Origin of the sequence: Pseudomonas maumuensis, assembly GCF_019139675.1 — a bacterium.
Taxonomy (GTDB): Bacteria; Pseudomonadota; Gammaproteobacteria; order Pseudomonadales; family Pseudomonadaceae; genus Aquipseudomonas; species Aquipseudomonas maumuensis.
Map to the genome: position 1 here is coordinate 1,937,572 of NZ_CP077077.1, position 24,339 is coordinate 1,961,910.

Here is a 24,339-nt window from a genome sequence, read left to right on the forward strand (position 1 = left end):
TCACTTGCCAGTCCAGCGCTTGAGCACCAGGGTGGCGTTGGTGCCGCCGAAGCCGAAGCTGTTGCTCATGACCGTGTCGATCTTGGCGTTCTCTTCGGTCTTGCGCAGTACCGGCAGGTCGGCGACCTCCGGGTCCAGCTCGTCGATGTTGGCGGAGCCGGCGATGAAGTTGTTTTCCATCATCAGCAGGCAGTAGATCGCCTCGTGTACGCCAGCGGCGCCCAGCGAGTGGCCCGACAGGCTCTTGGTCGAGCTGATCTTCGGTGCCTTGGCGCCGAACACTTCACGCACACCCTTCATCTCGGCGACGTCGCCGACCGGGGTGGAGGTGCCGTGGGTGTTCAGGTAGTCGATCGGGGTGTCGACGGTGGACAGCGCCTGCTGCATGCAGCGGATCGCGCCTTCGCCGCTCGGGGCGACCATGTCGTAGCCATCGGAGGTTGCGCCGTAGCCGACGATCTCGGCATAGATCTTGGCGCCGCGGGCCAGGGCGTGCTCGAGCTCCTCGACTACCACCATGCCGCCGCCGCCAGCGATGACGAAGCCGTCACGGTCGGCGTCGTAGGCGCGCGAGGCCAGCTCAGGGGTTTCGTTGCGCTTGGTCGACAGGGCGCCCATGGCATCGAACAGGAACGACTGGCTCCAGTGCTCTTCTTCACCACCGCCGGCGAAGACGATGTCCTGCTTGCCCCACTGGATCTGCTCCAGGGCGGTGCCGATGCAGTGCGCGGAGGTGGCGCAGGCCGACGAGATCGAGTAGTTGATGCCCTTGATCTTGAACGGGGTGGCCAGGCACGCCGACACGGTGCTGCCCATGGTGCGGGTGACGCGGTACGGGCCGACGCGTTTGACACCTTTCTCGCGCAGGGTGTCCAGGGCTTCCATCTGGTTCAGCGTGGAGGCGCCACCGGAACCGGCCACCAGGCCGGTGCGTGGGTTGGAAACCTGCTCTTCGGTCAGGCCGGCGTCCTTGATCGCGTCCTGCATCGCCAGGTAGGCGTAGGCGGCAGCGTGGCCGACGAAGCGATAGACCTTGCGGTCGATCAGCTCTTCGAGGTTGAGGTCGATGGAACCGGAAACCTGGCTACGCAGCCCCATTTCCTTATATTCCGGGTTGTAGCGGATACCCGGACGGCTGTTGCGCAGGTTTTCGGTGACGGTCTCTTTGTCATTGCCCAGGCACGATACGATGCCCAGACCAGTGATAACGACGCGGCGCATGCGAATAACCCTTAGAAATTGTCAGTGGAGGTGAACACGCCGACCCGCAGGCCTTCGGCAGTGTAGATCTCGCGTCCGTCGACGCTGACCGAGCCATCGGCGATGGCCATGTTCAGCTTGCCCTTCAGGACGCGCTTGATATGAATGTTGTAGGTGACTTTCTTCGCTTGCGGCAGAACCTGGCCGAAGAATTTCACTTCGCCCGAGCCCAAGGCGCGGCCACGGCCTGGCAGACCCTGCCAGCCAAGGAAGAAACCGACCAGTTGCCACATGGCGTCAAGGCCCAGGCAGCCTGGCATCACCGGGTCGCCTTCGAAGTGGCAGGCGAAGAACCACAAGTCTGGATTGATATCCAGCTCGGCGACCAATTCACCTTTGCCGAACTTGCCGCCCTCTTCGCTGATATGGGTGATGCGATCGACCATCAGCATGTTCGGGGCGGGCAGTTGCGCATTACCGGGGCCGAACAGCTCACCGCGACTGCAGCGCAGCAGGTCTTCCCGAGTAAAGGCGTTTTGTTTGGTCATGCGAGCTCCTCAATAACCCCCTGTGGCAGGGGACGAATCTTCCCGGCCGGCCCGAAGCGCTTTGCATCCGAGGCGGCAGCCTACAGGTAGACTATTGCGTTGTGGTGAAAGTCACAGCGCACCTGGCAAAAGAAGTACAGGTGTGCACTGAAATGTTATTTTCCGGCCCTGGGGCGGTCCTGTCCAGTCTTTAAGACTGCCGCACTTTAGCATTTATCGCCAGTCGCAACTGCCTGACCGGGCAACCAGCGGCGCAGGATGCGCTGCAGATCGCTGCGTTTGAACGGCTTGCTCAGGTAATCGTTCATTCCGGCTGCCAGGCAGCGCTCGCGGTCGCCCTGCAACGCACTGGCGGTGAGGGCGATGATCGGCAGCCCTTCGCCCCTTGGCAGCAGGCGGATGCGGCGAGTCGCCTCGTAGCCGTCCACCTGGGGCAGGCGGCAATCCATCAGCACCGCGGCGAACCGTTGCTGGCCAACCAGGTCGATCGCCTGGGCGCCATCGGTGGCCAGGCTGACTTCGAAGCCCAGGCTGCGCAGCATGGCCTCGATAACGCTCTGGTTGACCGGATTGTCCTCCACCAGCAGGATCCGCCCGCCGCCGTCGGCTGTCGTGCTGTCCCGTGGCGTGACACCAGGCGCAGCGCTGGGTGCGCTGGCCAGTGCCAGCGGTATTTCGAGGGTGAAGGTCGAGCCCAACCCCTCGCGGCTCTCGCCACGCAGCTGGCCACCCATGCGCTCGGCCAGGGTGCGGGCGATCGACAGGCCCAAGCCGGTGCCGCCGTAGCGCCGGGAGATGGTGTTGTCGGCCTGCTGGAAGGCCACGAACATCATTTCCAGGCGGTTGCTGTCGATGCCGATCCCGGTGTCGCGCACGGTGCAGGTCAGCCAGATCAGCTGGCGGTCGAGCACCTGCCAGCGTGCGTCGATCGCTACCTCGCCACGCTCGGTGAACTTCAGCGCGTTGCCCACCAGGTTCAGCAGGATCTGGCGAATCCGCGTGGGGTCGCCAACCACCTGCAACTGGTTTATGCCCGGGGGCAATTGCAGGCGTAGGTCGAGGTTGCGCTGCTGGGCGCTGTGCTGGAACGACTGCACGCTGCTGGTAATCAGGTCGCCGAGGTTGAAGTCGATGTGCTCCAGCTCCAGGGTGGTGCGCTCGATCCGCGAGAAATCGAGGATGTCGTTGATCACCTTGAGCAGGTGGCCGGTGGATTCGCTGGCCACGGCGGTGTATTCGGCTTGTTCGCCGGTCAGTTCGGTAGTTTCCAGCAACTGCAGCATGCCCAGCACGCCGTTCATGGGCGTGCGCAGCTCGTGGCTCATCATCGCCAGGAAGTCGGACTTGGCCCGGTTGGCTTGCTCGGCCTCTTCGCGGGCCTGGATCAATTGCCCCATGGCCTGCTGTTGTTCCTCGGCAGCTTGGTCGAGGGCGTTGGCCAGGTTGTTGATATGCCGCGCCAGGTGGCCCAGTTCGCTATCGTCGACCACCGGTAGGGGCGCATTGAAGTCACCCTGCTGGATGGCGCGGACTGCGTGGCCCATGTCGCTGATGGGCTTGGACAGGCTGGTGGCCAGGCGGCGGGCGAGCAGGAAAGTGAACAGCAGGGCGAACAGCGCGAGGATCGCGGCCTTGATCACGATCTCCTGCTGGCGCTGGCTGAAGGCGTCGTCGGACATACCGACGATGACCCGGCCCAGGTAGTCGTCGGCGATGTTCGGTGGCGCCGCCTTGCCCAGCAGGAAGTCGTTGTCCAGGCGGATCTGCTGCAGGCGGATCGGCGCCTGGAACACCTCGACCCGCTGGGCGCGGTTGAGGCTTTCATCGGGCTGCTCGACATACACCAGGATATGGTTGCGGCTGTCCTGTACCTCGAGAAAGCGCACGTGGGGAATGCTCAAGGTTGCGCGCATCAGGCTCTCGAGCACCTCGTTGTTGCCCGAGATCACCCCGTACTCGGACGCTGGTGCCAGCTGGTTGGCGATCAGTTGCCCGGTGTGGTTGAGCTCCTGGCGCAAGTCCTGGATGCGTACGAAGGTGAAGAAACTGATCAGCAGCAGGGTCAGCAACAGGGCCGGGCCCAGGCTGATGATTTGGGTGCGGGTATGGATGTCCCAGCTCAGGCGCTTGCTCATGGGGTGGAGGCTCCTTCGGCGAGGGCCAGGGCGGCGGCATCCGGGTCGATCGCTTCCAGGCCCAGGGCCCGGGCCACCTGCTGGTTACCGCTGACGCCAAAGTGCGTGGGGTAGAGGCTGCGCGGCCAGCGCGCCGGTGGCTGGTCGAGCAACTGCTCGAGTACCGCCAGCCAATCGTCCTGGTCGCTGTAGGTGCTGGCCAGGGCGCCGGCGCGGACGAAGCCGGCGTTCGGACCGATCAGCGCCATTTGCCGGCCATAGCTGCTGAGCAGCACGTTCTTGGCCGATTTCGAGTTGTACAGGTCGGGGTCGTCCAGCCCAAGCAACACATCACTGCTGTTCAGCAACTGCTGCAATGGGCGGCTGTCACGCAGGTCGGGCCAGTCTTGGGCGACGATTTCCAGCCCCAGAGGGTGGGCGGCCTGGCGCAGTTCATCGAGCAGAAAGCGGCTGTGCTCGCCATACAGCACGCCGATGCGCCGGGCCTGCGGCAGTAGGTAGCGGGCCAGGCGCAGTTGCCGGGCCAGGGGCGGATCACTCCACAGCAGGGTGAGGTAGGCGGGGCGCGCTACCCCCAGGCGTTGCTCGGCCTGGACCCGGCTGATTCGCAGCGCCAATGCCGATGGCCCTGTGGCCTCTGTCAGGCGCCATTCCAACGCCGGAATGTCGAGCAATACCAGGCGCGTGTCGGCCTTGAGCTTGCCTGGGGCAGGCAGTTGCTCGACAGTCTGGAACCGCACCTGGTCGTGCGTCCTGCGTTTCTCCAGGGCGGCGACGAAGCTGCGGATGCCGGGCTGGTCTTCGCCGCCGACCAGCAGGACTTCGCTGGCCGACAGCGTGCCCAGGGGCCAGAGGCACAGCAGCAGCAAACGCAGCAGGCGGATCATCAGAATTCCAGCTCCGCGCTGACGCTCAGGCGGTGCCGGCTGTCATAACGGTTCTGCTCGAGGGTGACCGGCTCGTCGTCCAGGCGCTGCTGCCACAGTGCGGCCAGTTCCAGGTTGCTGCCCTGGATCTTGAAGCGCTTGGCCAAGCGCAGGTCTATCCGCTCGTAACGGTACTGGTTGAGGGCGTCGTCGCCGTAATAGAAGAGGGCGCTGGACCAACCCTCGCCCCAGTCGCGCAGCCAGCCGGCCGAGCCGCTGTTGCGCGCGCTCAGGCGGCGGTCGGCCGGGTTGCTGGCCCAGGCGTCGACATAGGCATAGGTCAGGCGCAGGCGGTCGCGCTGGGTGACGCGCCAGTCGAACTGCGCCTCGCTGCCGCTGAAACGCGCCTTGTTGGCATTGCTGGCGATGAACTGGTTGTTCTTCAACGGCTCGCTGATCATGCCGGTGATCTCGTCGTAAAACAGCTTTACGTCCACGTTCAGGTCGAGGTCGCTAAAGGCGCCGTTGTAGCCGAGTTCGCGCGAGCGCATGCGCTCCTGGTCGAGGTTGCCCGGGCCGCGGGTCTTGACGAAGTATTCGCCGTTCTGCAGGCCGTACAGGTTGGGCGAGAGGTTCTTGACCGTGTAGCTCCAGTTGACGTTGTTCTCGAACATGTCCGGCGAGCGGATGGCCTCGGAATAGACCGCGCGCAGGCCGTGGCGAGGGGTGATCAGGTAGTTCACCGCCACGCGCGGGGTGAGCGAGTTGCCTGACAACTGCGAGTGCTCGTACATCGCGCCGCCCTGGACGATCCAGTGTTCGTCGGCGCGCCATTCGAGCTGGCCGAACAGGCGCCAGGTCTGGTCGTCGAGGCTGCCGTTGAAGTAGGTCTGCGAGTCGGCGCGGTCGTAGCGGTAGTTCATGCCACTGACCAGGCGCAGGCTGTCGGTCAGGCTCAGGGTGTCCTGGATTTCCAGGTCGTAGCGGGTTTCGCGGGTGCTCTGGTCGACGTCGCCGCAGATCGTGTTGCGGCCGCCGCTGGCCCACTGGTTCTGTACCTGGCCCATCAGCGCTCCGAGTTCGGGATCGGTGGTGATCGGCAGGTTGCCGGTGTAAAGGTTGCGCGCGACCTTCTCGGCGAAGTTCGGGTCGAGTTGCCACAGGCGTGTCAGCTCGGGGCTGAAGGCGATCGCCGCATCGCAGGCGCGCCATACCTGCTGGCGGTCGAAGTGCTGCGCCGAACCCTGCACATACAGGCTGTGCTCGGGGTTCAGGTCGAGGTTCCAGCGCACGGAGCCAGCGTAGTCCTTGGCGTTGACGTCGGCGTTGTCGCCGGCGCGGTAGTTGCCGAACACCGGCTGGTAGGTATAGGGCCGCTGGTTGCTGCCTTCCTTGGCCGCCAGTTGCCATTCCAGGGTCTGATCAGGCGCCAGGGTATGCACGGCATTGATGTTGATGCGGTTGGCGCGGCGGCTGTCGCGGTAGTCGCGGCCGAACTGGTCGTGGTCGAAGCCGTCGTCCTGCTGGCCGGAGAGCGACAGGCGCAGGTCGCCACTGTCCCAGCCGAAGCCTTGGCTTGCGTAGTAGTCGTTGATGCCGTCCTGGCCGCGGGTCAGCTTGACTCGCGTGCCATGGCTGTCGGCCGGGTTGCGGGTGAGGATGTTGACCACCGCCATCAGCGCGTTGGCGCCGTAGCTGACGGTGTTCGGGCCGCGGAACACCTCGATGCGCTCGATGTCCTCGATAGCCACGGGGATGTCGCTCCAGTCCACCGTGGCCAGGCCCGCGCGGTACACCGAGCGGCCATCGATCAACACTTGCATGCGCCGGGCGTCGCTGACGTTGCTGCCGTGGTAGTTGACCGTCGGCTGGTTGCCGGCGCCGTAGCCGATCATCATGCCGGGCACCAGGCGCAGCAGTTCGGGGATATCGCGGGCGCCACTGGCGCGGATCAGTTCGTTGTCGAGCACGGTCATGCTCCCCGGCACCGCCGCCGGGGATTGTTTCAGGCGCGTGGCGGTCAGAACCTGCGGCAGGTCCTGGTTGTCGATGAACAGGTCTTCGGCCAGGGCCGGACCGCCCAGCAGGGCAGTCAGCAACAGCAGGCGTGGGTAAGGTGGCGTGCCTGGGAACACGAAACGGCCTTGTTTCAGAAATGAATCAGGCATGTTAACCGACCGGGCGGCTTTTGCCAGTGACCGCGACACCAAGACAGGGCGCCCCGTATAATGCGCGGGTCGCCACTTACATTATTGGTTAACGGATTGGATATGACTGAACAGCAACCTGTTGCAGTTCTTGGAGGCGGCAGCTTCGGCACCGCCGTGGCGAACCTCTTGGCACAGAACGGCCATCCGGTACGGCAGTGGATGCGCGACCCGGCGCAAGCCGAGGCAATGCGCGTCGACCGCGAGAATCCGCGTTACCTCAAGGGCATCCGCCTGCATGACGGCGTCGAACCGGTCAACGACCTGCTCGCCACCCTGCAGGGCAGCGCGCTGATTTTCGTCGCCTTGCCCTCAAGCGCCTTGCGCAGCGTGCTGGCGCCCCACGCCGAGCTGCTGCGTGGCAAAGGCCTTGTCAGCCTGACCAAGGGCATCGAGGCGCACACCTTCAAGCTGATGAGCCAGATTCTCGAAGAGATCGCTCCTCATGCGCGCATCGGCGTGCTGTCGGGCCCCAACCTGGCCCGCGAGATCGCCGAGCATGCGTTGACCGCCACCGTGGTCGCCAGCGAGGACGAAGCGTTGTGCCAACAGGTGCAGGCCGTGTTGCATGGCCGCACTTTCCGCGTTTACGCCAGCAGCGACCGCTTCGGTGTCGAGCTGGGCGGCGCGTTGAAGAACGTCTACGCCATCATCGCTGGCATGGCCGTGGCCTTGGGAATGGGCGAGAACACCAAGAGCATGCTGATTACCCGGGCCCTGGCCGAGATGACCCGCTTCGCCGTGAGCCAGGGCGCCAACCCCATGACCTTCCTTGGGCTGGCCGGGGTCGGTGACCTGATCGTCACCTGCTCCTCGCCCAAGAGCCGCAACTACCAGGTCGGACATGCGCTCGGCCAGGGCCTGAGCCTCGAGCAGGCGGTCAGCCGCCTGGGTGAAGTTGCCGAAGGCGTCAACACCCTCAAGGTGCTCAAGGCCAAGGCCCAGGAAGTGGGCGTGTACATGCCGCTGGTGGCAGGGCTGCACGCGATCCTGTTCGAAGGTCGCACGCTGAACCAGGTGATCGAGCACCTGATGCGCGCCGAGCCCAAGACCGACGTCGATTTCATTTCCACCAGCGGTTTCAACTGAAGGAGCGACCTATGAACGATACCCCGGAACGCGCCGCGCGCGAGTCGATCATCCTGCGCGTGCTGTGGATGCTGGTGTTCCTGGTGGCCTGGCAACTGGCAGAGCTGCTGCTCGGTGGTCTGGTGCTGGTACAACTGATCTATCGCCTGATCTACGGCGCGCCCAGCGCCAGCCTGATGAACTTCGGCGACAGCCTGAGCCAGTACCTGGCACAGATCGGCCGTTTCGGCACCTTCCATAGCGACCAGAAACCCTGGCCGTTCGCCGACTGGCCGAGCCCGCGTACCCCGGAAGGCGAAGCGCCCCACGCTGTCGCCCCGGCGCCACACCCGGTGCGTGACGAGGAGCCCAAACTGTGAAGCTCTGGGTGCTGCGCCACGGCGAGGCGGAGCCACGGGCCAACACCGACGCCGAGCGGCGTTTGACCGCCCATGGTCGCGAGCAGGTGCTGCACAGCGCCGCACGCCTGCTGGGCCAGCCGTTGCAGGCGATCATCGCCAGCCCTTACGTGCGCGCTCAACAGACCGCCGCTTTGGTGCATGGTGCCCTGGGCTTCGCTGAGCCGGTGCGCACGGTGCCCTGGTTGACCCCGGAAAGCGATGTACACCAGGTGATCGGCGAAATCGAGCGCCTGGGGCTCGAGCATGTATTGCTGGTCAGCCACCAGCCACTGGTGGGGGCCCTCGTCGGCCAGCTCGAACATAGCCACGGTCAGCACCCGGCACCGTTGAGCACGGCCAGCCTGGCCGAGCTGGAGGGCGACTGGCCACTGGCCGGGCTGATGACCCTGCGCAGTCTCAACCACCCTGGCTGACAGGCGGCAACTGGCATTTATGCCAGTTGCCGCTCGCACCGTGCGGGCCTTAGCGTGGCGGCGTGAATGATCGCAACGCCGCGCAAGGAATCCTAATGAGCAGGCAACGCCTGGAGCTGGTGCGCTCCGTCAATCCCCAAAGCGTCATCGACAAGCTGGGTAGCCCCTGCGCGCTCGATTTCGCCGAATATTGCCTGCTGCGCGATTGCGCCGACGCCAAGCTAGACCAGTTGCTGCGCCGCTTCGAAGGTCAGTACGAACTTGAGCAACTGCGCCAGTCTGGAATCCGCATGGCACACCTGCTGCAATCCAGTTGCCTGGCGCTGCGCCGCCTGGTGGATACCCAACAAGACCGCCAGCTCGCCCGTGAAGCCCTCGAATGGCAACTGGCCTACATGCGTGCCTGCCTGCACCGTTCGATGGTCAGTTTCGACCCGAGTTGACCTGATCGTTATTGGCGATGACCGTTCAAGACGTTGCCGCCGCCCGGCCGCTTGCCGACAATGGGCCATCCATCCCCGTGCAGAGCAGGCGGCCATGTCGCAGCAGATCTTCTTCGCCCACGCCAATGGCTTTCCTTCGGCAACCTACGGCAAGCTGTTCGCCGCGCTGGCGCCGGACTACCAGGTGCATCACCTGGAACAGCACGCCCACGACCCGCGCTTTCCGGTCAACGACAACTGGCAGAATCTGGTGGACGAACTGCTGCATCACCTGGAACGGCAGGAGGCACCGGTCTGGGGTGTCGGCCACTCCCTTGGCGGCGTGCTGCACTTGCACGCGGCGCTGCGTCGCCCGGAGCTCTACCGCGGCGTGGTGATGCTGGATTCGCCGGTGCTGACCCGCGCCGACGAATGGCTGATCCAGGCCGCCAAACGCCTGGGGTTCATCGACCGCATCACGCCGGCGGGACGCACCTTGGGTCGGCGCGAGGCCTTCCCCGATCGCGACAGCGCTCGCCGCTACTTCGCCGGCAAGCGTTTGTTTCGCCACTTCGATCCGGATTGCTTGGAAGCCTACCTGGAGCACGGCCTGGAGCAGGGCGAGGAGGGCCTGCGCCTGCGCTTCGACCCAGCCACCGAAATCAGCATCTATCGCAGCATCCCTCATGTCAGTCCGGCCCGGCCACGCCAGTTGCAGGTACCCTTGGCGATGGTGCGCGGCGCCCAGAGCGGGGTGATCCGCAAGCACCACGGCCTGGCCGTGCGCGGCATGCTCAGGGGCGAGTGCCACAGCCTGCCGGGCGGGCACATGTTCCCGCTGGAGCGGCCCACCGACACTGCCAGCCTGATCAAGGGCCTGTTCGACCGCTGGAGCCAGGCATGAGCGCCCAGGTCGAGGAGATCCGTCTGACGCTGGGCCACATCGAACTGGCCGCGCACCTGTTCGGTCCGGCCGACGGCCTGCCGGTGATCGCCCTGCATGGCTGGCTGGATAACGCCAATAGCTTCGCCCGCCTGGCACCGCAACTGAAAGGGCTGCGCATCGTCGCCCTGGACCTGGCGGGGCATGGCTATTCCGAACATCGCCCGGTCGGCGCCAGCTACGCCCTGGCCGACTATGCCCACGACGTGCTGCGTGTCGCCGAACAGCTGGGCTGGGAGCGCTTCGGCCTGCTCGGCCACTCGCTGGGCGCGATCATCTCGGTGCAGCTGGCCGGGGCCTTGCCCGAGCGGATCAGCCACCTGGCACTGATCGACGGGGTGATCCCGCCGACGCTCAGCGAGCAGGACGCCGCCGAGCGTTTGGGGCTGGCGTTGCAGGCGCAACTGCGCCTGGAGGGCAAGCGCAAGTCGGTATACGCGACCCTGGAAGAGGGCGTCGAGGCGCGTATGAAGGGCCTGGTCGCGGTCAGCCGCGAGGCCGCCGAACTGCTGGCCCAACGCGGCCTGATGCCGGTGCCCGGCGGCTACAGCTGGCGCAGCGACAGCCGTCTCACCTTGCCTTCGCCGACGCGGCTGAACCAGGACCAAGCCATGGCCTTCGTCAAGCGCATCGCCTGCCCGGCCTGCCTGGTGGTGGCCGCCGACGGCATGCTGGCGCGCCACACGGAATTGCTGGAGCAGCTACCCTTCGAGCTGGTGACCCTGCCGGGCGGCCACCACCTGCACCTGAACGACGCCGGGGGTGCGGCCCTTGTTGCAGACTGTTTCAATCGCTTCTTTGGCATTCCTTGACTTGCACCGGACAAGTGTCGAGGCTTGGCGGGTTGAAAGGGAGACAACCATGTACATGCCAGACATTCACCCAACTCGCCCCGCCACCTGCGAGGGTGGCCGATGAGCGCATCTGTTTTCGTTCGCGTCGCCCTCGCCGCCTGCCTCGCCATGGCCAGCCCACTGCTGTGGGCTGGCAGCCTGCCGGTACCGCCTGACGCCAAGGTGGTCGACCAGCGCCCGGCGGTGGAGCAGGAGCGGGTCTACCCCATGGGCCCGCTGCGCAAGATCAGCGGCCGCCTGCGGGTCGACGATAAGGTCGAGAGCCGCGGCCAGGTCAGTTCCGTGACCTACGAGCTGCCGGTCGAGCGCAGCGCCCGTGAAGCGTTCACCAGCGCCCGCGAGGCATTGCAGCAGGACGGTGGATATCCGTTGTTCTGGTGTCAGGGCCGCGACTGTGGCGAGGCCAGCCTGTGGGCCAACGACGTGTTCGCCAACGCCCGTCTCAATGGTGGCGACGAGCAGCAGGCGTTCATCCTGTTGCGCCGCTCCGCCGAGCAAGCCGACACCCTGGTGGCGCTGTACAGCGTGACCCGTGGCAACCGCCGCGCCTACCTGCATGTCGAGGAGTTCGTCGCCGGCGGCCCGCTGGGCGACTTGCTGCCTACCGCCGCCACGGTGCTGCGCGAACTGCGCGATACCGGCAAGCTCGACTACCCTGATCTGGCCGAGCCCCAGGCTGCCTGGGCAACGCTGCTGGCGCGCAGCCTGAACCTTGACAGCACCCTGCGCGCCAGCCTCAGTGGCAAGGGCGCCGAAGCCTGGCGCGAGCAACTGGTCAAGGCCGGCGTGCGCAGTGCCCGGCTCGAGGTGGGCGATGCTCCGACCGAAGGCCTGCACCTGGAATTGATCCGTTGAGTGAGCGCCGCCATGGCCAACAATGACCGCCTGTTGATCCAGATCCTGCTGCTGACGTTGCTGGGCGCCGCGCTGTGGGTAATGGCGCCGTTCATCTCGGCGCTGCTGTGGGGCGCCATCCTGGCCTTTGCCAGCTGGCCTTTGATGCGCCTGCTGACCCGCGTGCTGGGCGGGCGCGAAACCCTCGCCGCGAGCCTGTTGACCACGGTGTGGATTCTGTTGGTGGCCCTGCCGCTGGTGTGGCTGGGGTTCAACCTGGCCGACCACATCCGCGATGCCACTGCCTTCGTGCGCGATGTGCAGGTCGATGGCCTGCCCGACGCGCCGGCGTGGGTGAGCAGTATTCCCTTCGTGGGCGAGCGACTGGTTGGCTGGTGGCAGTCCCTCGACCAGCAAGGCGCGGCGCTGCTGGCCTCCGCCAAGCCTTATCTGGGGCAGGTGGGCAACTGGCTGCTGGCGCGCAGCGCGCAGATTGGTAGCGGCGTGCTGGAGCTGACCTTGAGTCTGGTATTTGTCTTTTTCTTCTACCGCGACGGTCCGCGTCTGGCGGCGTTCGTACACCGCCTGCTGCACCGGCTGGTGGGAGAGCGTGCCGAGTACTATGTCGACCTGGTGGCCGGCACCGTGCAGCGAGTGGTCAACGGCGTGATCGGCACCGCCGCCGCCCAGGCGCTGCTGGCGCTGATCGGCTTCCTGATCGCCGGTGTGCCGGGGGCCATCGTGCTGGGCCTGGTGACCTTCATGCTCAGCTTGATCCCCATGGGGCCGCCGCTGGCGTGGATACCTGCCACCGCCTGGCTGGTGTCGAAGGGCGACTACGGCATGGCGGTGTTCCTGGGCATTTGGGGCACCTTCGTCATCAGCGGCGTGGACAACGTGCTCAAGCCATACCTGATCAGCCGTGGCGGCAACCTGCCGCTGGTCATCGTGCTGCTCGGGGTATTCGGTGGCTTGATCGCATTCGGCTTCATTGGCTTGTTCATCGGGCCGACCCTGTTGGCGGTGGGCTATAGCCTGCTGCTGGACTGGAGCCGCAATTCCGGGCAGCAATCGCCGCAAAGTTAAGTGGCGCGCTGCGTGTGACTGTGGATCAGGTTGCCTTGAATGCGTTCTTACAGCGTTTCAACTAAGGCATCAAGTCGCGTGCCTTTGGTTGACCATGCCCGACAACTTAGCTTGAAAGCGCCGCCTAAAATAAAGCGGTCAGCGTTGATAGCTTGTGCGCTGCCCAGGGTCTTACATTGATCGCTAGGTTCAACCAAGGAGTTACCTATGCTGATCCATGGTAGTCAGATTTTCCAGTACCAGCCCAACCCAGTCAGCGACCAGCCCGATCCAGGTATTGTTGGTAAGGCGCAGGTGATACCCGTTACTACCTCGCCAGAGGCCCATCGTTTGGCCACGCGAACAGAACCTAGCTCAGGTAAGGGTTTGCTCCACCACCTGAAAGTATCCATAGTCGAGCCGCTGAAGGAGTTACTCCAATGGTTGTTCAGTCGTCTCGGTAGAGGCGATGATGCTCAGGCCCTGCCGGAGGATCGACCCATGCAGCACGCCGAGCCGGCTGGCCACGCAGCACATTTCGCCCGTAGTTCTGGTAATGGCTTCAAGAGCGTGCTGAATACAGTAAGCCTGCTCACGACTTCCTCAAAAGTTGATCAAGAGCTCTTCGATGTAACGCTAAACGCCGAGCAGATTAACGCCTTGCAAGACGCCATCGTCGATGGCCGTGCGGATTTTACGACAATTGAGAGGATGGTAAAGACCCGTGGGGACTTGCAACTGGTCCGCACCCTCGCGTTGAGTTTGACTCACGATGCGGGCTCTCATAAGCCTTCAGTCAAGGCGGCACTAGCGAACTTGGCCACCCAGCGTCCAAATACAGGCGCTTTTCTAGGTGGGCTGCTGGCATTCGTACACGAACAGGAAAGCCGTTGGTTCGAAAAAGCCAGTAATTCTAAGGTTGTAATGGATGCTGAAGCGCAAAGTAGCTTCATTATCGAAGGGTTTCAGGAACATATAACTAAACTGGGTGCTGACGAGGCGCATAAGATACTAGAGCACCTAGAAGGTCATTTCGGTCAGCGGGTACATGAGGTTATGGGAGCAGCCACCATGCTAGTGGGAGAGGCCGATGATGACGATGAGCTTCTGTGCCGTCTGACCCGCGCTGACGTCGTGGCTGACAAGCTGGTCAGTTTACTTCGCGCGAAGCTTGATATGCCCGATATTGATAAGCAGTTCAAAATCACTCGTAATCATAGCCCCAACCTCAACGAGTTTAACCCTCTGGAGTTGGCTGCATTAGTGAGCCTCGGTGTGAAGTTGCAATAGCTAGGGGAATCTCTTAATACTTTTCCGGCTAGCCCGGATAGGTTCCCTGCAGGCGCCAGGCAATAGCTAATTGGAACTATGGGCATTGGCAATGCCCGGGTTGCTATGCTGCTTTCGGTCTTGACACAGGGATTGGCCGGCGTTGAATGGCGCTGGCCTGATCTTGACCGTGGGCGGGCTGTTTTGACGCTCAGGCGACCTGCACCCGTGTCTCAAGGCTGCAGTACTGCCCTTTGAAATACAGCAATGGCTGCGAAGGCGTTGTTTGCTGCAGGTTCAACGCTTTCACTTCCCCGACGACGATCAGGTGGTCGCCCGCGACGTGTTCAGCGTGGATTTCGCAATCGATCCAATGCAGGCTGCCGGCAATGATCGGATTGCCCAGCGGCGATGGCTGCCATTCAACCTGGTGCCACTTGTCCGTGCCGCGCCGCGCGAACTGGTTGGAAATTCCGATCTGCTCACCCGCCAGGATGTTGACCGCGAAGCGGCCGGCCTGGCGAATCCTGGGGTAGCTGGCCGAACTGGCCATCACGCTGAATGACACCAGTGGCGGGGACATCGACACGCTGTAGAACGACTGGCAAGTGAAGCCGATCGGCTCGTCATCGGTGTGCGATGTAATGACCGTGATACCGGAGGCGTAGTGCCCGAGCGCTTCGCGAAAGCTCGATGGCTCGATAGGGAGTGACATAGTAGATCCTGGGTATGGGTACCGCTCGAAGGCGTGGGAAGGCCCGCATCTGTAGGGGCCTCCACCTGTTGCCTCCGACCTGGGCTCAGCGCTTGTTTGCCAGTTCTCTGCGAACAATCTCCGCGCCCGCACTCAACGCATTGAGCTTGCCTCTTGCCACCTGGCGCGGCAGGGGCGCCATCCCGCAGTTGGTGCAAGGGTAGAGCTTGTCGGCGTCGACGAACTGCAGGGCCTTGCGCAGGGTATCGGCCACTTCCTCGGGTGTTTCGATGGCGTGGTTGGCGACATCGATGGCGCCAACCATCACTTTCTTGCCACGGATAAGTTCGATCAGCTCCATCGGCACGTGGGAGTTGTGGCACTCCAGCGAGACGATGTCGATGTTGGATTTCTGCAGCTTGGGGAAGGCTTCTTCGTATTGCCGCCATTCCGAGCCCAGGGTCTTTTTCCAGTCGGTGTTGGCCTTGATGCCGTAGCCGTAGCAAATATGCACGGCGGTTTCGCACTTGAGCCCTTCGATGGCGCGCTCCAAGGTGGCCACACCCCAGTCATTGACCTCGTCGAAGAATACGTTGAAGGCGGGTTCGTCGAACTGGATGATGTCGACACCCGCCGCTTCGAGTTCACGGGCCTCCTGGTTGAGTATCTTGGCGAACTCCCAGGCCAGTTTTTCGCGGCTTTTGTAGTGGGCGTCATACAGTGTGTCGATCATCGTCATGGGGCCTGGCAGCGCCCACTTGATGGGTTGCGAGGTTTGTTGACGCAAGAACTTGGCGTCGTCGACGAAGACAGGCTTGCGGCGAGCAACAGCGCCTGAAACCGTCGGCACGCTCGCATCGTAGCGATCACGGATTCTGACGGTCTCGCGCTTCTCGAAATCGACACCGTCGAGGTGTTCGATAAAGGTCGTGACGAAATGCTGACGAGTCTGTTCGCCATCGCTGACGATATCGATACCGGCGTGCTGTTGCTCTTGCAAGGACAAGCGCAGCGCGTCTTGCTTGCCCTCGATCAGTTCATCACCCTCCAACTTCCATGGCGACCAGAGTTTCTCAGGCTCGGCAAGCCAGGCGGGTTTGGGCAGGCTGCCCGCAGTGGAAGTGGGTAACAGCTTTTTCATACTGGAAAACCTTGTGTCTGGTTGAGTCAAAGCGCGCAACGGGCAGACCACTGCTCGAGAACCGCCTGGTAGGGCTTGATGAAATGCTCTTGCGCGAACTTCCCCTGTTCCACAGCCAGGCGGCTGCGCTCTTCGCGGTCGTAAACGATGCGCGTCAGCGAGTAGTCTTGGTGCTGCAGGCTGGGCTGGTAGGTTTTGCCGGCGGCGGAGTTCGCGTTGTAGATTTCAGGCCGGTAGATTTTCTGGAAGGTGTCCATCGTGCTGATGGTGCTGATCAGTTCCAGGTTGCTGTAGTCGCCCAGCAGATCGCCGGCAAAATAGAACGCCAGCGGCGCGGAACTGTTGGGCGGCATGAAGTAGCGCACCTTCAAACCCATCTTCTTGAAGTACTCATCGGTCAGCGAGTATTCCGCCTGTAGGTATTCCACGCCCAGGACCGGGTGCTGATTTTCAGTGCGGTGATAAACCTTGCTGCTCGAAACGCTCAGGCAGATGACAGGGGGCTTGCTGAAATTCTCCTTGTAGGCGCTCGAATTCACGAAGCACTTGAACAGCTTTCCGTGCAGGTCTCCGAAATCATCCGGTGTGCTGAAAGTTTGTCGATCCTTGTTGTGCCCCAGTAACAGCACGCTGAAATCGTAATCGCGCACATACGACGAAAAATTATTGCCGACCATGCCGTCGATACGCTCGTTGGTTTCCCGATCGACCACCGTCGTTTTCAATATTTCAATCAAGGGTAGTGCAGGGGTAGTGCCTGAGAGGCCGATATCCATTTCCACTGAAATGATGTCGAGCTCGACCGTGTAGCGGTCGCCTCTGGGATTGTCCCAGTGCGCCAGGGCATTGAAGCGGTTGTCGATCATTCTCAAGGTATTGCGCAGATTTTCCTGGCGACTGCTGCCCCTCGCCAAGTTGGCAAAGTTGGTGGTGGTGCGCGTCTTGTCCGAAGGCTGATAGTGCTCATCGAAGCAAATACGTTTGAGGGTGAATGCAATCTCGTTGTTCATGGTGATCGTGTGCCCTGGTGTCTGAGGCGAGGCAAGAAAAAGTTCGGGTTGCTCGGTGATGGGAGCCGTCAGGCGATCGGCGATCTTTCGTCTAAACCCAAGCGGGAAAAATCGAGAGGGGCCTGTGCCAAGCTGCGCTGTGTCATTCGCGCAAATTCAATGAGGGGATTGTCAAAGATCAGGCTGTCATGAGACAAACTCATTTTTTTTGCAAACAAATGTAGTTTTTCTCATGATCGATCTGAGACATCTGCGCACCATTCATGCCTTGCGCGAAACGGACAGCCTTTACGAAGCCGCCGAACGCCTGCACCTGACGCAGTCGGCGCTGTCCCACCAGTTTCGGGAGCTGGAGGAGCGCATCGGTATGCCGCTGTTCATACGCAAATCCAAGCCGGTACGCTTCACCAGCGCCGGCCTCAAGCTGCTGGAGTTGGCCGGGCAGGTACTGCCGCAGATTCGCGCCACGGAGCGTGACCTGGGCAAACTGGCTGGGGGGACGGCCGGGCGGCTGCACATCGCGATCGAGTGCCACAGTTGCTACCAATGGCTGATGCCGTCGGTGGACGAATTCCGCAGTGCCTGGCCGGAGGTTGAACTGGACCTGGCATCGGGATTCTCGTTCGCCCCGCTGCCGGCGTTGGAGCGGGGCGATCTGGATCTGGTGGTTACGTCCGACCCGGTGAAACTGCCGGGGATCACCTACGTGCCACTGTTCGGCTATGAAGCACTGCTGGCCATCGATAATCATCACGCCTTGCGTGCAAAGCCGTACCTCGAACCCGGCGACATTGCCAGCCAAACGCTGATCACTTACCCGATCGAGCGCAACCGGCTGGACATTTTCACCCGCTTCCTCGACCCGGCCGACATCGAACCGGCGCAAGTACGCACCTCGGAGCTGACGATCATGATGATGCAACTGGTGGCCAGCGGCCGCGGTGTGTGCTGCCTGCCGAACTGGGCCGTGCATGAGTACAGCTCGCGCGGTTACGTGACCACCAAGCGACTGGGAGAGAAAGGGCTGCAGGCAAAACTTTACGCGGCGGTCCGCAGCGACATGCTCGAAGTGCCTTATGTAAGCGACTTCCTGCTCACGGCAAAGGATATGTCCTTCGCGACGCTGGAAGGCGTCAATGCTGTTTCCGGGATCGCCGTTTGACAGCCAGCCCAGCTATCGCAGCGCATTACCTGGCAATCGAGGCGCACGGATCAGCGGGTCATCATCGAGTCGGCAAGGATCGCGCGAAACACGCTGTATATCCCCGAAAGCGCTGGTTACACATCCAGGCCACACCCTTGCGTGCCCACGACCATAGTTCATGCCCAGGCTTCATCGGTGCGCGACAGCGCCATTGGTCGGCTGAGGCGTAGCGCAAGCTGGATTCGCTCAGAAAATGTACGATGATTTTCGTAATGCCAGGGAGGGGTCATGCCAAAAGGCTTCAAGGCAGCCAAGAGCGCGGTGATTGCCGCGCTCGAATCCGGGAGGTACCTGCATGCAGCGCGGGGCGATATCGAGGTAAAGAACCTGTTGGCACTTGGCGCGGTCAGTGCGGGCGATGTCATCGAGGTCATCCGTGCTTGCAATGGCACTCACTACAGCTGCAGCCCCCACCATGCGGTGCCAGCCATCGAAGTCCATGTGCTCAGGCGCTCCGGCTGGTACATCAAGTTCTATTTCATCGAGCCGCACACGTGGTTCATCAGTGTTCACCAATGAGTAACCCAAGCATGAATATCCTGTTCGAGGGCGACACCGGCCAGGCCCTGTGCGAGCGCTGCCAGGCGTTGGTCGCCATGCATTACACCCGGCGCGACGTGCCTTTCAGCGATGGCCTCGGCGTGGCGCGGGACATTCTGGTGGGCGTGTGCGATGGCTGCGATACGGTGGTGGCCATTCCGCCGCAGTCCACTCCGGCAATCCGCGAGGCGCGCAAGCAGCAGCTCAAGTCCATCGAGGCGCGGCTGCCGGCGGTGTATCTCGATGTGCTCGACTCGGCGATGCAAGCGGTCAGCAGCGAGGCGGGGGCACACCTGCGCAAGCTGTTCCTCGCCCATTATTTCCATTGGCTGGTGCAGGCCCGCCAGGGGGCGGGTCTGCAACCTGGCCATGAGGCCTTCGTCCAGGCACTCGACGCGCAGCGGCGTCAGAGGGGGTTGCCGGCGTCCGGGGCCACGCGGCGGCTGTCGATGAAGGTCAACCCGCACATGGCCGAGGATTTCCTGACGCTGCAGGGGCAAACCCGGATGAGTCAGACTGAGCTGCTCAAGGCGGTGATCGCAAGGATCCAGGAGGATGTGCTCGAGGCGCGTGATCCGCAGGTGATCGAGGCGCTGCAGCGGCTGACGCGGGTGGCGGGGTAGGTTGGGGCGGGAGCACCGTGCGGGCATCGCCCCTCACATGTGAGGCTTGCACAGCTCCTGATCCAGGCGTAACGTGCCTCACATGTGAGACAAGGACACCCCCTTCGATGGCAGGCAAGAAAAGCTCCACTGACTACATGCGTGACATGCGCGCCCGGCTCAAGGCCGCGGGCCTGGTCAAGCGTGAGCTGTGGATCCTGCCCGAGCACGCCGCCGCCCTGCGCGGCATCGAGAAGGCTTTACGTCAGCCCTTCGCGGGCAAACAGGTCAGAACGGAGGATTTCATGACCGAGCACACCCACTGGACGATCGAAACGCTGCACAGCGCCCTGCAAGACTTGGACGAGGTGTGCGGCGGAGCGATCGGCCTGTCCCTGCAACAGGGCGCCGAGCCCAGCCTCAAGCTGGTGATGAACGAACTGGACGGCCTGCCGCTGTACATCGCTGTGGCCGGTGAGCAGATTTTGGTCGACACGCTGCTGGTGGAAGCCAGCCAGGTGAAAGACCGCGCTGCATTCAACGATGCGGTGCTGCGCACTCGCGACGTGTTCCCGCTGTCGTCCATCGGCCTGCACACGCTGCCCTCGGGCGAGTCGGTGTACACCATGTTCGGCGCCCTGAGCGCGGCCTCGTCGCTGGACAACATCGTCCAGGAGATCCACACCCTGGCCGACAACGTCATCACCGCCGCCGAAGATTTCGAAGACTACTTCACCCACTGATTCCGGAGATTGCACCATGAGTTTGTTGAGAAAGATCGTCACCGCCCTGCGTGGCGGCGCTTCGGAAGTCGGTGAGGCGATCGTCGACTCCCAGGCCCTGCGCATCCTCGACCAGGAGATCCGCGACGCGGACAACAACCTGATCGATGCGCGCAACCAGCTGGTCAAGATCATGGCCAAGCACAAGACCGCGCAACAGCGCATCACCGAGTTCGACAAGACCATCGGCGACTGGGAGCAGAAAGCCATCGCCGCGCTGGACAAGGGCGAGGAGGGCCTGGCCCACGAATGCGCGGCGCGCATCGCCGACCTGACCAACCAGCGTGACAGCGAGCAGGCGCTGGCCGATCAGTTCGGTGCGTCGGTGACGACCCTGACCGCCACCGTGAGCAAGACCGAGGCGCAGATCAAGGGCCTCAAGCAGCAGGTCGATCTGGTGAAGGCCCGCGAGAGCGTGCAGCGTGCCCAGGTCAGTGCGGCGTCGGCCACCGGCGGCGCCAATGGCAGCCTGGAAACGGCGGTCGGCTCGCTGGACCGTATCAAGAAGCGTCAGACCGAGCGTGCCGCCGAGCTGGAAGCGGCGGCGGAGCTGGCGGGCAAGGCTGACGGCAGCGATCTGGAAGCACGCCTGAAGTCGGCCGGGATCGGCGCCAGCAACAGTGGTGCCGACGATGTGCTGGCACGCTTGAAGGCCAAGGCGGCCAAGCCGGCGGAGTGATCTGCCCGGCTGGCGCAAATCCCTGCTGCAGAACCGTTGGCGGGGCACACGAAAAGCAGTATCGTGTCGCCCCCGCCAAAGGACTGCCGCGACCCAAGGGATTTTCAATGTCGCCTTCTCCCCACAGGCCCAGCCTGTTCGCTACAGCTCCAGTATTGGCTCCTGTTCCGTCACCCTCTCACCCAGGAGATGCCCCGTGGGTTGGTTGAAACGCTTCATGGGCTTCGAAGCCCCCAAACCTGCCTCCGGCAGCCAGGCCCAAGGCAACCTGCCATTCGGCCTGGGCAGCGGGCGCATGCTCAAGCTCGATCGCTCGCTCAAACTGCTGCTCGACGGGCATTCCGAGCTGGAGGTCCCCGAGCAGGAAGTGGTCTGGGCGGTCGGTGAAGTCGACCTCGGCCAGTCGGTGCGCCTGGCGCGCTTCTATATGGAAGACGAGGACTACTGGCTGCAGGTGGTGATGAACGGCGCGTCGGCTGACGATGTGCGTGACATCATCCTGTTCGGTTACTACAGCGTGGTGCCGGTCACCAGCGACGCGGAGCTCAAGCGCCTGGTCGGCTCCGAGTCGAACATCGGCCTGCCGTACTACGAGCACGAAGGCTACGAGTTCGTTCGCCAATGGGGCAGCGAAGAGGGGCAGACCGAGCTCACGCCGATCAGCGAGTGGGTCACCAGCCCCGAGACCAGCTACCGCATCCAGCACCTGTCGATGCTGTATGCCCGCGAAACCGGCCTGACCGATCGCCGCGAATTCCTCCTGCTGTCGGTGGAGGAAGACGAGGACGGCAATGTCAGCCTGACCACTTCGGTGGGTGTCACCCTGCAATCAACGGACTTCAACGTCATCTGACAAGGATTCACCATGCTCGACGCACTTCGCATGTCGCTCAACGCCCAGGCGGTGATCGGCTTCATTCTCTACATCAGCGTGGCGCTGGTGCTGTTCTGGCTGTTCCAGTTCATCTACACGCACCTCACCCCGCACCGCGAATTCGCCCTGATCCGCGACAACAACAGCGCCGCCGCCATCGCCCTGGGCGGCGCGCTGATCGGCTTCTCGCTGCCGGCCAGCAACATCATCGCCTACAGCGTCAGCCTGCTCGACTTCGTGGTCTGGGTGGTGATCGCCGCCGTGGTGCAACTGCTCGCCTTCGCCATCACAAGCCTGGTGCTTAAGGGCTTGGCCAGCCGCATCGCCAAGGGCGAGATGGCCGCCGCGATCTACGCCGCCGCCGTGGCGATCAGCGTGGGCTTCCTCAACTCGGCCTGCATGACCCCGTCGGTCTGAGCCGTTTGCGCGCAAGGAGCCATACATGAGACGCAGTTCCGTCAAGCTGGTGCTGGCCAGTTCCCTGCCGCTGGCGCTCACCGCGTGCAGCGCGCCCGAGGAAACCTACACGGTCAGCAAGCGCAGCAACTACCCCACCGTCCAGGCCTGTGTCGATGACAAGATGCCGGTGGATGTGTGTTCCGATGCCTATATGGAGGCGTTGGCCGATCACCGTCGGGTCGCGCCGACCTATGGCGACAAGGCGGCGTGCGAGGCCGATTTCGTGCCGGACTACTGCCAGGTCACCAGCGACAACCGCTACATGCCGCGCCTCGGTGGTTTCGAGCTGGCGGTGTCGGGCGAGGTCAGCCAGTCCCAGGTCGATGCGGCCCGCGCCCAGGTCGAGAACAGCGGCCAGGCCAGCAGCGGTGGTAGCAACTTCAATGGCCTGCTCACCGGCCTGCTGCTCGGCCAGGTGCTCAGCGGCGGCAATCGTCAGTACTATTCGCAGCCGGTCTACCAGTACCGTGACAGTAGCGGTGGATATCGCACCACCACCCTCGGCCAGCAGATCGACCAAGGCAAGCGTTTCGAGCGCTCCGACCAGGCCCAGCAGAGCGGCGGCAGCTACAGCAGCTATTACTCCGGCAGTTCCAGCGGTAGCAGCTACAAGTCCAGAACCTCGACCCGCTCCAGCGTGTCCTCGTCGATCTCCCGTGGCGGCTTCGGCAGCCAGGCCACTGCGCGCAGCGGCTGGGGCGGCAAGAGCAGCGGCGGCTTCAGTTTCGGCGGTTGAGCATGCGCAAGGTCCACTGCGACGAACGCCCGGACTGGCGCACAACCGCCGAGCGCGAGGGCTTCGCCTTCCATACCATCGACGGTGAGCGCTACTGGGACGAGCGCGGTTATTACCAGTTCAGTGAAGCCCAGGTCAGCCGTGACCTGGAGGCGCCCACCCAGGAGCTGCACGCGATGTGCCTGGACGCGGTGGCGCGCATCGTCGACAGCGAAGCGCTGATGACCCGCCTGGCGATTCCGCCGGCGTTCTTCGACCTAGTGCGTCGTTCGTGGAAGGAGGGGCATCCGCACCTCTACGGGCGTTTCGACTTCAGCTACGACGGCACGGGCCCGGCCAAGCTGATCGAGGCCAACTACGACACGCCGACCTCGCTGTACGAAGCCGCGGCGTTCCAGCTGATCTGGCTTGAGCAGCAGATCGAGCGCGGCGTGCTGCCGGCCCATGCCAGCCAGTTCAACACCCTGGCTGAAGACCTGGTGCGGGCTTTTGCCGCCTTCGAACGTGAAAGCCCATTCTACTTCTCGGCCATCGGCGGCTCGATCGAGGACCGCGGCACCACGGATTTCCTGCGCAAGATGGCCGGGCACGTGGGTATCAGCACCCGGCATATCGACCTGGAGGATATCGGCCTGAACGACGAGGGGCGTTTCGTCGACCTCGAAGGCCGACCGATCCCGCGTCTGTTCAAGCTGCACGCCTGGGAGCATATCTTCCACGAGGACTTCGGCCAGGCCATCGCCGGTTGCGATACCCAGTTCGTCGAGCCAGCGTGGAAGTCGCTGATCTCCAACAAGGGCATCCTGCCGTTGTTGTGGGAATGGCATGAGGGCCATCCGAACCTTTTGCCGGCCTTCCTCGACGAAGACCCCCGGCGGCCGGTGCCCAAGGGCTGGGTGCGCAAGCCGTATTTCTCCCGCGAGGGTGCGAATGTGGACATTCGCACCACCGATGACCAGCGGGTGTTCGAGGACGGGCCCTACGATGATGCGCCGTATATCCTGCAAGGCTTTGCGCCTTTGCCGAAGTTCGGTGACAGCTACACCCTGATCGGTTCTTGGGTGGTCGGTGATCTCGCCTCGGGGATCGGCATTCGTGAAGATGACACCCTGATCACCAAGGACAGCTCGCGGTTCGTGCCGCATGTAGTCGTGGACTGAGTGTCAGGGCTGTCTATGCGGGGGCCGCTCCGCGCCCCATCGCCGGCAAGCCGGCTCCCACACTGAGCGCGTCAGCTATCCCTGTGGGAGCCGGCTTGCCGGCGATGGGGCGCGAAGCGGCCCCTCCCATGGTCGGTTTCAGGACGCGCCGGGTCGCCCGCGTACAACCTCTTCGCGCAATAGCTGCCATGCTCTGAGGATGCCCGTGGACC

Annotated in this window: 26 protein-coding genes; 18 read left to right on the forward strand and 8 right to left on the reverse strand. The window is 63.3% G+C overall.

Features of this window, described 5'->3' with window-relative positions; genetic code table 11:
- The 5 genes from fabB to KSS90_RS08875 form a co-directional block, all read right to left on the reverse strand.
- Complete coding sequence (gene fabB, locus KSS90_RS08855) at positions 1-1,221, reverse strand: beta-ketoacyl-ACP synthase I (RefSeq protein WP_217869042.1); 1,221 nt, start codon at positions 1,219-1,221, stop codon at positions 1-3.
- Between the two features lie 11 nt (positions 1,222-1,232).
- On the reverse strand, positions 1,233-1,748 hold the full coding sequence (gene fabA, locus KSS90_RS08860) for a 3-hydroxyacyl-[acyl-carrier-protein] dehydratase FabA (RefSeq protein ID WP_217869043.1): 516 nt from the start codon (positions 1,746-1,748) through the stop codon (positions 1,233-1,235).
- A 206-nt stretch (positions 1,749-1,954) separates the two neighbouring features.
- Complete coding sequence (locus tag KSS90_RS08865) at positions 1,955-3,883, reverse strand: response regulator (protein WP_217869044.1); 1,929 nt, start codon at positions 3,881-3,883, stop codon at positions 1,955-1,957.
- Positions 3,880-4,770, reverse strand: coding sequence for an ABC transporter substrate-binding protein (locus KSS90_RS08870; RefSeq protein WP_217869045.1), 891 nt, complete (start codon positions 4,768-4,770; stop codon positions 3,880-3,882). The genes KSS90_RS08865 and KSS90_RS08870 overlap by 4 nt, the downstream gene beginning before the upstream one ends.
- Positions 4,770-6,917 (reverse strand): TonB-dependent receptor plug domain-containing protein, encoded by a 2,148-nt coding sequence (locus KSS90_RS08875; protein WP_217869046.1) that lies wholly within the window; start codon positions 6,915-6,917, stop codon positions 4,770-4,772. The genes KSS90_RS08870 and KSS90_RS08875 overlap by 1 nt, the downstream gene beginning before the upstream one ends.
- Before the next feature lie 102 nt (positions 6,918-7,019).
- Here KSS90_RS08875 and KSS90_RS08880 point away from each other — a divergent pair, with 102 nt between their 5' ends.
- From KSS90_RS08880 to KSS90_RS08920, 9 genes are all read left to right on the forward strand, one after another.
- Entirely contained in the window at positions 7,020-8,045 is a 1,026-nt protein-coding gene (locus tag KSS90_RS08880; protein ID WP_217869047.1) for an NAD(P)H-dependent glycerol-3-phosphate dehydrogenase, read from the forward strand.
- Positions 8,046-8,056: 11 nt separating this feature from the next.
- Entirely contained in the window at positions 8,057-8,404 is a 348-nt protein-coding gene (locus KSS90_RS08885) for a DUF4389 domain-containing protein (RefSeq protein WP_217869048.1), read from the forward strand.
- A complete protein-coding gene (gene sixA / locus KSS90_RS08890; protein ID WP_217869049.1) occupies positions 8,401-8,859 on the forward strand; it encodes a phosphohistidine phosphatase SixA in 459 nt (152 codons plus the stop codon). Before KSS90_RS08885 ends, sixA begins: the two co-directional genes overlap by 4 nt.
- A 95-nt stretch (positions 8,860-8,954) precedes the next feature.
- Positions 8,955-9,302, forward strand: a complete 348-nt coding sequence (locus KSS90_RS08895) for a hypothetical protein (protein ID WP_217869050.1) — start codon at positions 8,955-8,957, stop codon at positions 9,300-9,302.
- Between the two features lie 94 nt (positions 9,303-9,396).
- Complete coding sequence (locus KSS90_RS08900; RefSeq protein WP_217869051.1) at positions 9,397-10,185, forward strand: alpha/beta fold hydrolase; 789 nt, start codon at positions 9,397-9,399, stop codon at positions 10,183-10,185.
- Complete coding sequence (locus tag KSS90_RS08905) at positions 10,182-11,036, forward strand: alpha/beta hydrolase (protein ID WP_217869052.1); 855 nt, start codon at positions 10,182-10,184, stop codon at positions 11,034-11,036. Before KSS90_RS08900 ends, KSS90_RS08905 begins: the two co-directional genes overlap by 4 nt.
- A 102-nt stretch (positions 11,037-11,138) precedes the next feature.
- Positions 11,139-11,933, forward strand: coding sequence for a DUF4892 domain-containing protein (locus KSS90_RS08910; RefSeq protein WP_217869053.1), 795 nt, complete (start codon positions 11,139-11,141; stop codon positions 11,931-11,933).
- Between the two features lie 12 nt (positions 11,934-11,945).
- A complete protein-coding gene (locus KSS90_RS08915) occupies positions 11,946-12,998 on the forward strand; it encodes an AI-2E family transporter (RefSeq protein WP_217869054.1) in 1,053 nt (350 codons plus the stop codon).
- 207 nt (positions 12,999-13,205) lie between these two features.
- Entirely contained in the window at positions 13,206-14,267 is a 1,062-nt protein-coding gene (locus KSS90_RS08920) for a hypothetical protein (protein ID WP_217869055.1), read from the forward strand.
- A 190-nt stretch (positions 14,268-14,457) separates the two neighbouring features.
- On the opposite strand, the gene KSS90_RS08925 is transcribed toward KSS90_RS08920, so the two are convergent.
- The 3 genes from KSS90_RS08925 to KSS90_RS08935 all read right to left on the reverse strand — a co-directional run bounded on the left by KSS90_RS08925 (position 14,458) and on the right by KSS90_RS08935 (position 17,091).
- Entirely contained in the window at positions 14,458-14,961 is a 504-nt protein-coding gene (locus tag KSS90_RS08925; protein ID WP_217869056.1) for a flavin reductase family protein, read from the reverse strand.
- An 85-nt stretch (positions 14,962-15,046) separates the two neighbouring features.
- Complete coding sequence (locus tag KSS90_RS08930) at positions 15,047-16,081, reverse strand: methionine synthase (RefSeq protein ID WP_217869756.1); 1,035 nt, start codon at positions 16,079-16,081, stop codon at positions 15,047-15,049.
- Between the two features lie 26 nt (positions 16,082-16,107).
- A complete protein-coding gene (locus tag KSS90_RS08935) occupies positions 16,108-17,091 on the reverse strand; it encodes a DUF1852 domain-containing protein (RefSeq protein ID WP_217869057.1) in 984 nt (327 codons plus the stop codon).
- Positions 17,092-17,323: 232 nt separating this feature from the next.
- On the opposite strand from KSS90_RS08935, the gene KSS90_RS08940 reads away from it, so the two are divergent.
- The 9 genes from KSS90_RS08940 (at position 17,324) to KSS90_RS08980 (ending at position 24,127) form a co-directional block, all read left to right on the forward strand.
- Entirely contained in the window at positions 17,324-18,253 is a 930-nt protein-coding gene (locus KSS90_RS08940; protein WP_217869058.1) for a LysR substrate-binding domain-containing protein, read from the forward strand.
- A gap of 270 nt (positions 18,254-18,523) precedes the next feature.
- A complete protein-coding gene (locus tag KSS90_RS08945; protein ID WP_217869059.1) occupies positions 18,524-18,814 on the forward strand; it encodes a hypothetical protein in 291 nt (96 codons plus the stop codon).
- A gap of 11 nt (positions 18,815-18,825) precedes the next feature.
- Positions 18,826-19,458 carry a hypothetical protein gene (locus KSS90_RS08950; RefSeq protein WP_217869060.1) on the forward strand — a complete coding sequence of 211 codons (633 nt, stop codon included), beginning with the start codon at positions 18,826-18,828 and terminating at the stop codon, positions 19,456-19,458.
- Between the two features lie 107 nt (positions 19,459-19,565).
- The gene (locus KSS90_RS08955) at positions 19,566-20,180 is read left to right on the forward strand and encodes a YjfI family protein (protein ID WP_217869061.1); all 615 of its coding nucleotides are present in this window, start codon (positions 19,566-19,568) and stop codon (positions 20,178-20,180) included.
- A gap of 16 nt (positions 20,181-20,196) precedes the next feature.
- Complete coding sequence (locus KSS90_RS08960) at positions 20,197-20,898, forward strand: PspA/IM30 family protein (protein WP_046856319.1); 702 nt, start codon at positions 20,197-20,199, stop codon at positions 20,896-20,898.
- A 196-nt stretch (positions 20,899-21,094) separates the two neighbouring features.
- Complete coding sequence (locus KSS90_RS08965; RefSeq protein ID WP_217869062.1) at positions 21,095-21,751, forward strand: DUF2491 family protein; 657 nt, start codon at positions 21,095-21,097, stop codon at positions 21,749-21,751.
- 12 nt (positions 21,752-21,763) lie between these two features.
- On the forward strand, positions 21,764-22,189 hold the full coding sequence (locus KSS90_RS08970; protein WP_046856317.1) for a DUF350 domain-containing protein: 426 nt from the start codon (positions 21,764-21,766) through the stop codon (positions 22,187-22,189).
- A 25-nt stretch (positions 22,190-22,214) separates the two neighbouring features.
- Positions 22,215-22,967, forward strand: a complete 753-nt coding sequence (locus KSS90_RS08975; RefSeq protein ID WP_217869063.1) for a DUF1190 domain-containing protein — start codon at positions 22,215-22,217, stop codon at positions 22,965-22,967.
- Between the two features lie 2 nt (positions 22,968-22,969).
- Positions 22,970-24,127, forward strand: a complete 1,158-nt coding sequence (locus tag KSS90_RS08980; RefSeq protein ID WP_217869064.1) for a glutathionylspermidine synthase family protein — start codon at positions 22,970-22,972, stop codon at positions 24,125-24,127.
- Positions 24,128-24,339: the final 212 nt, after the last annotated feature.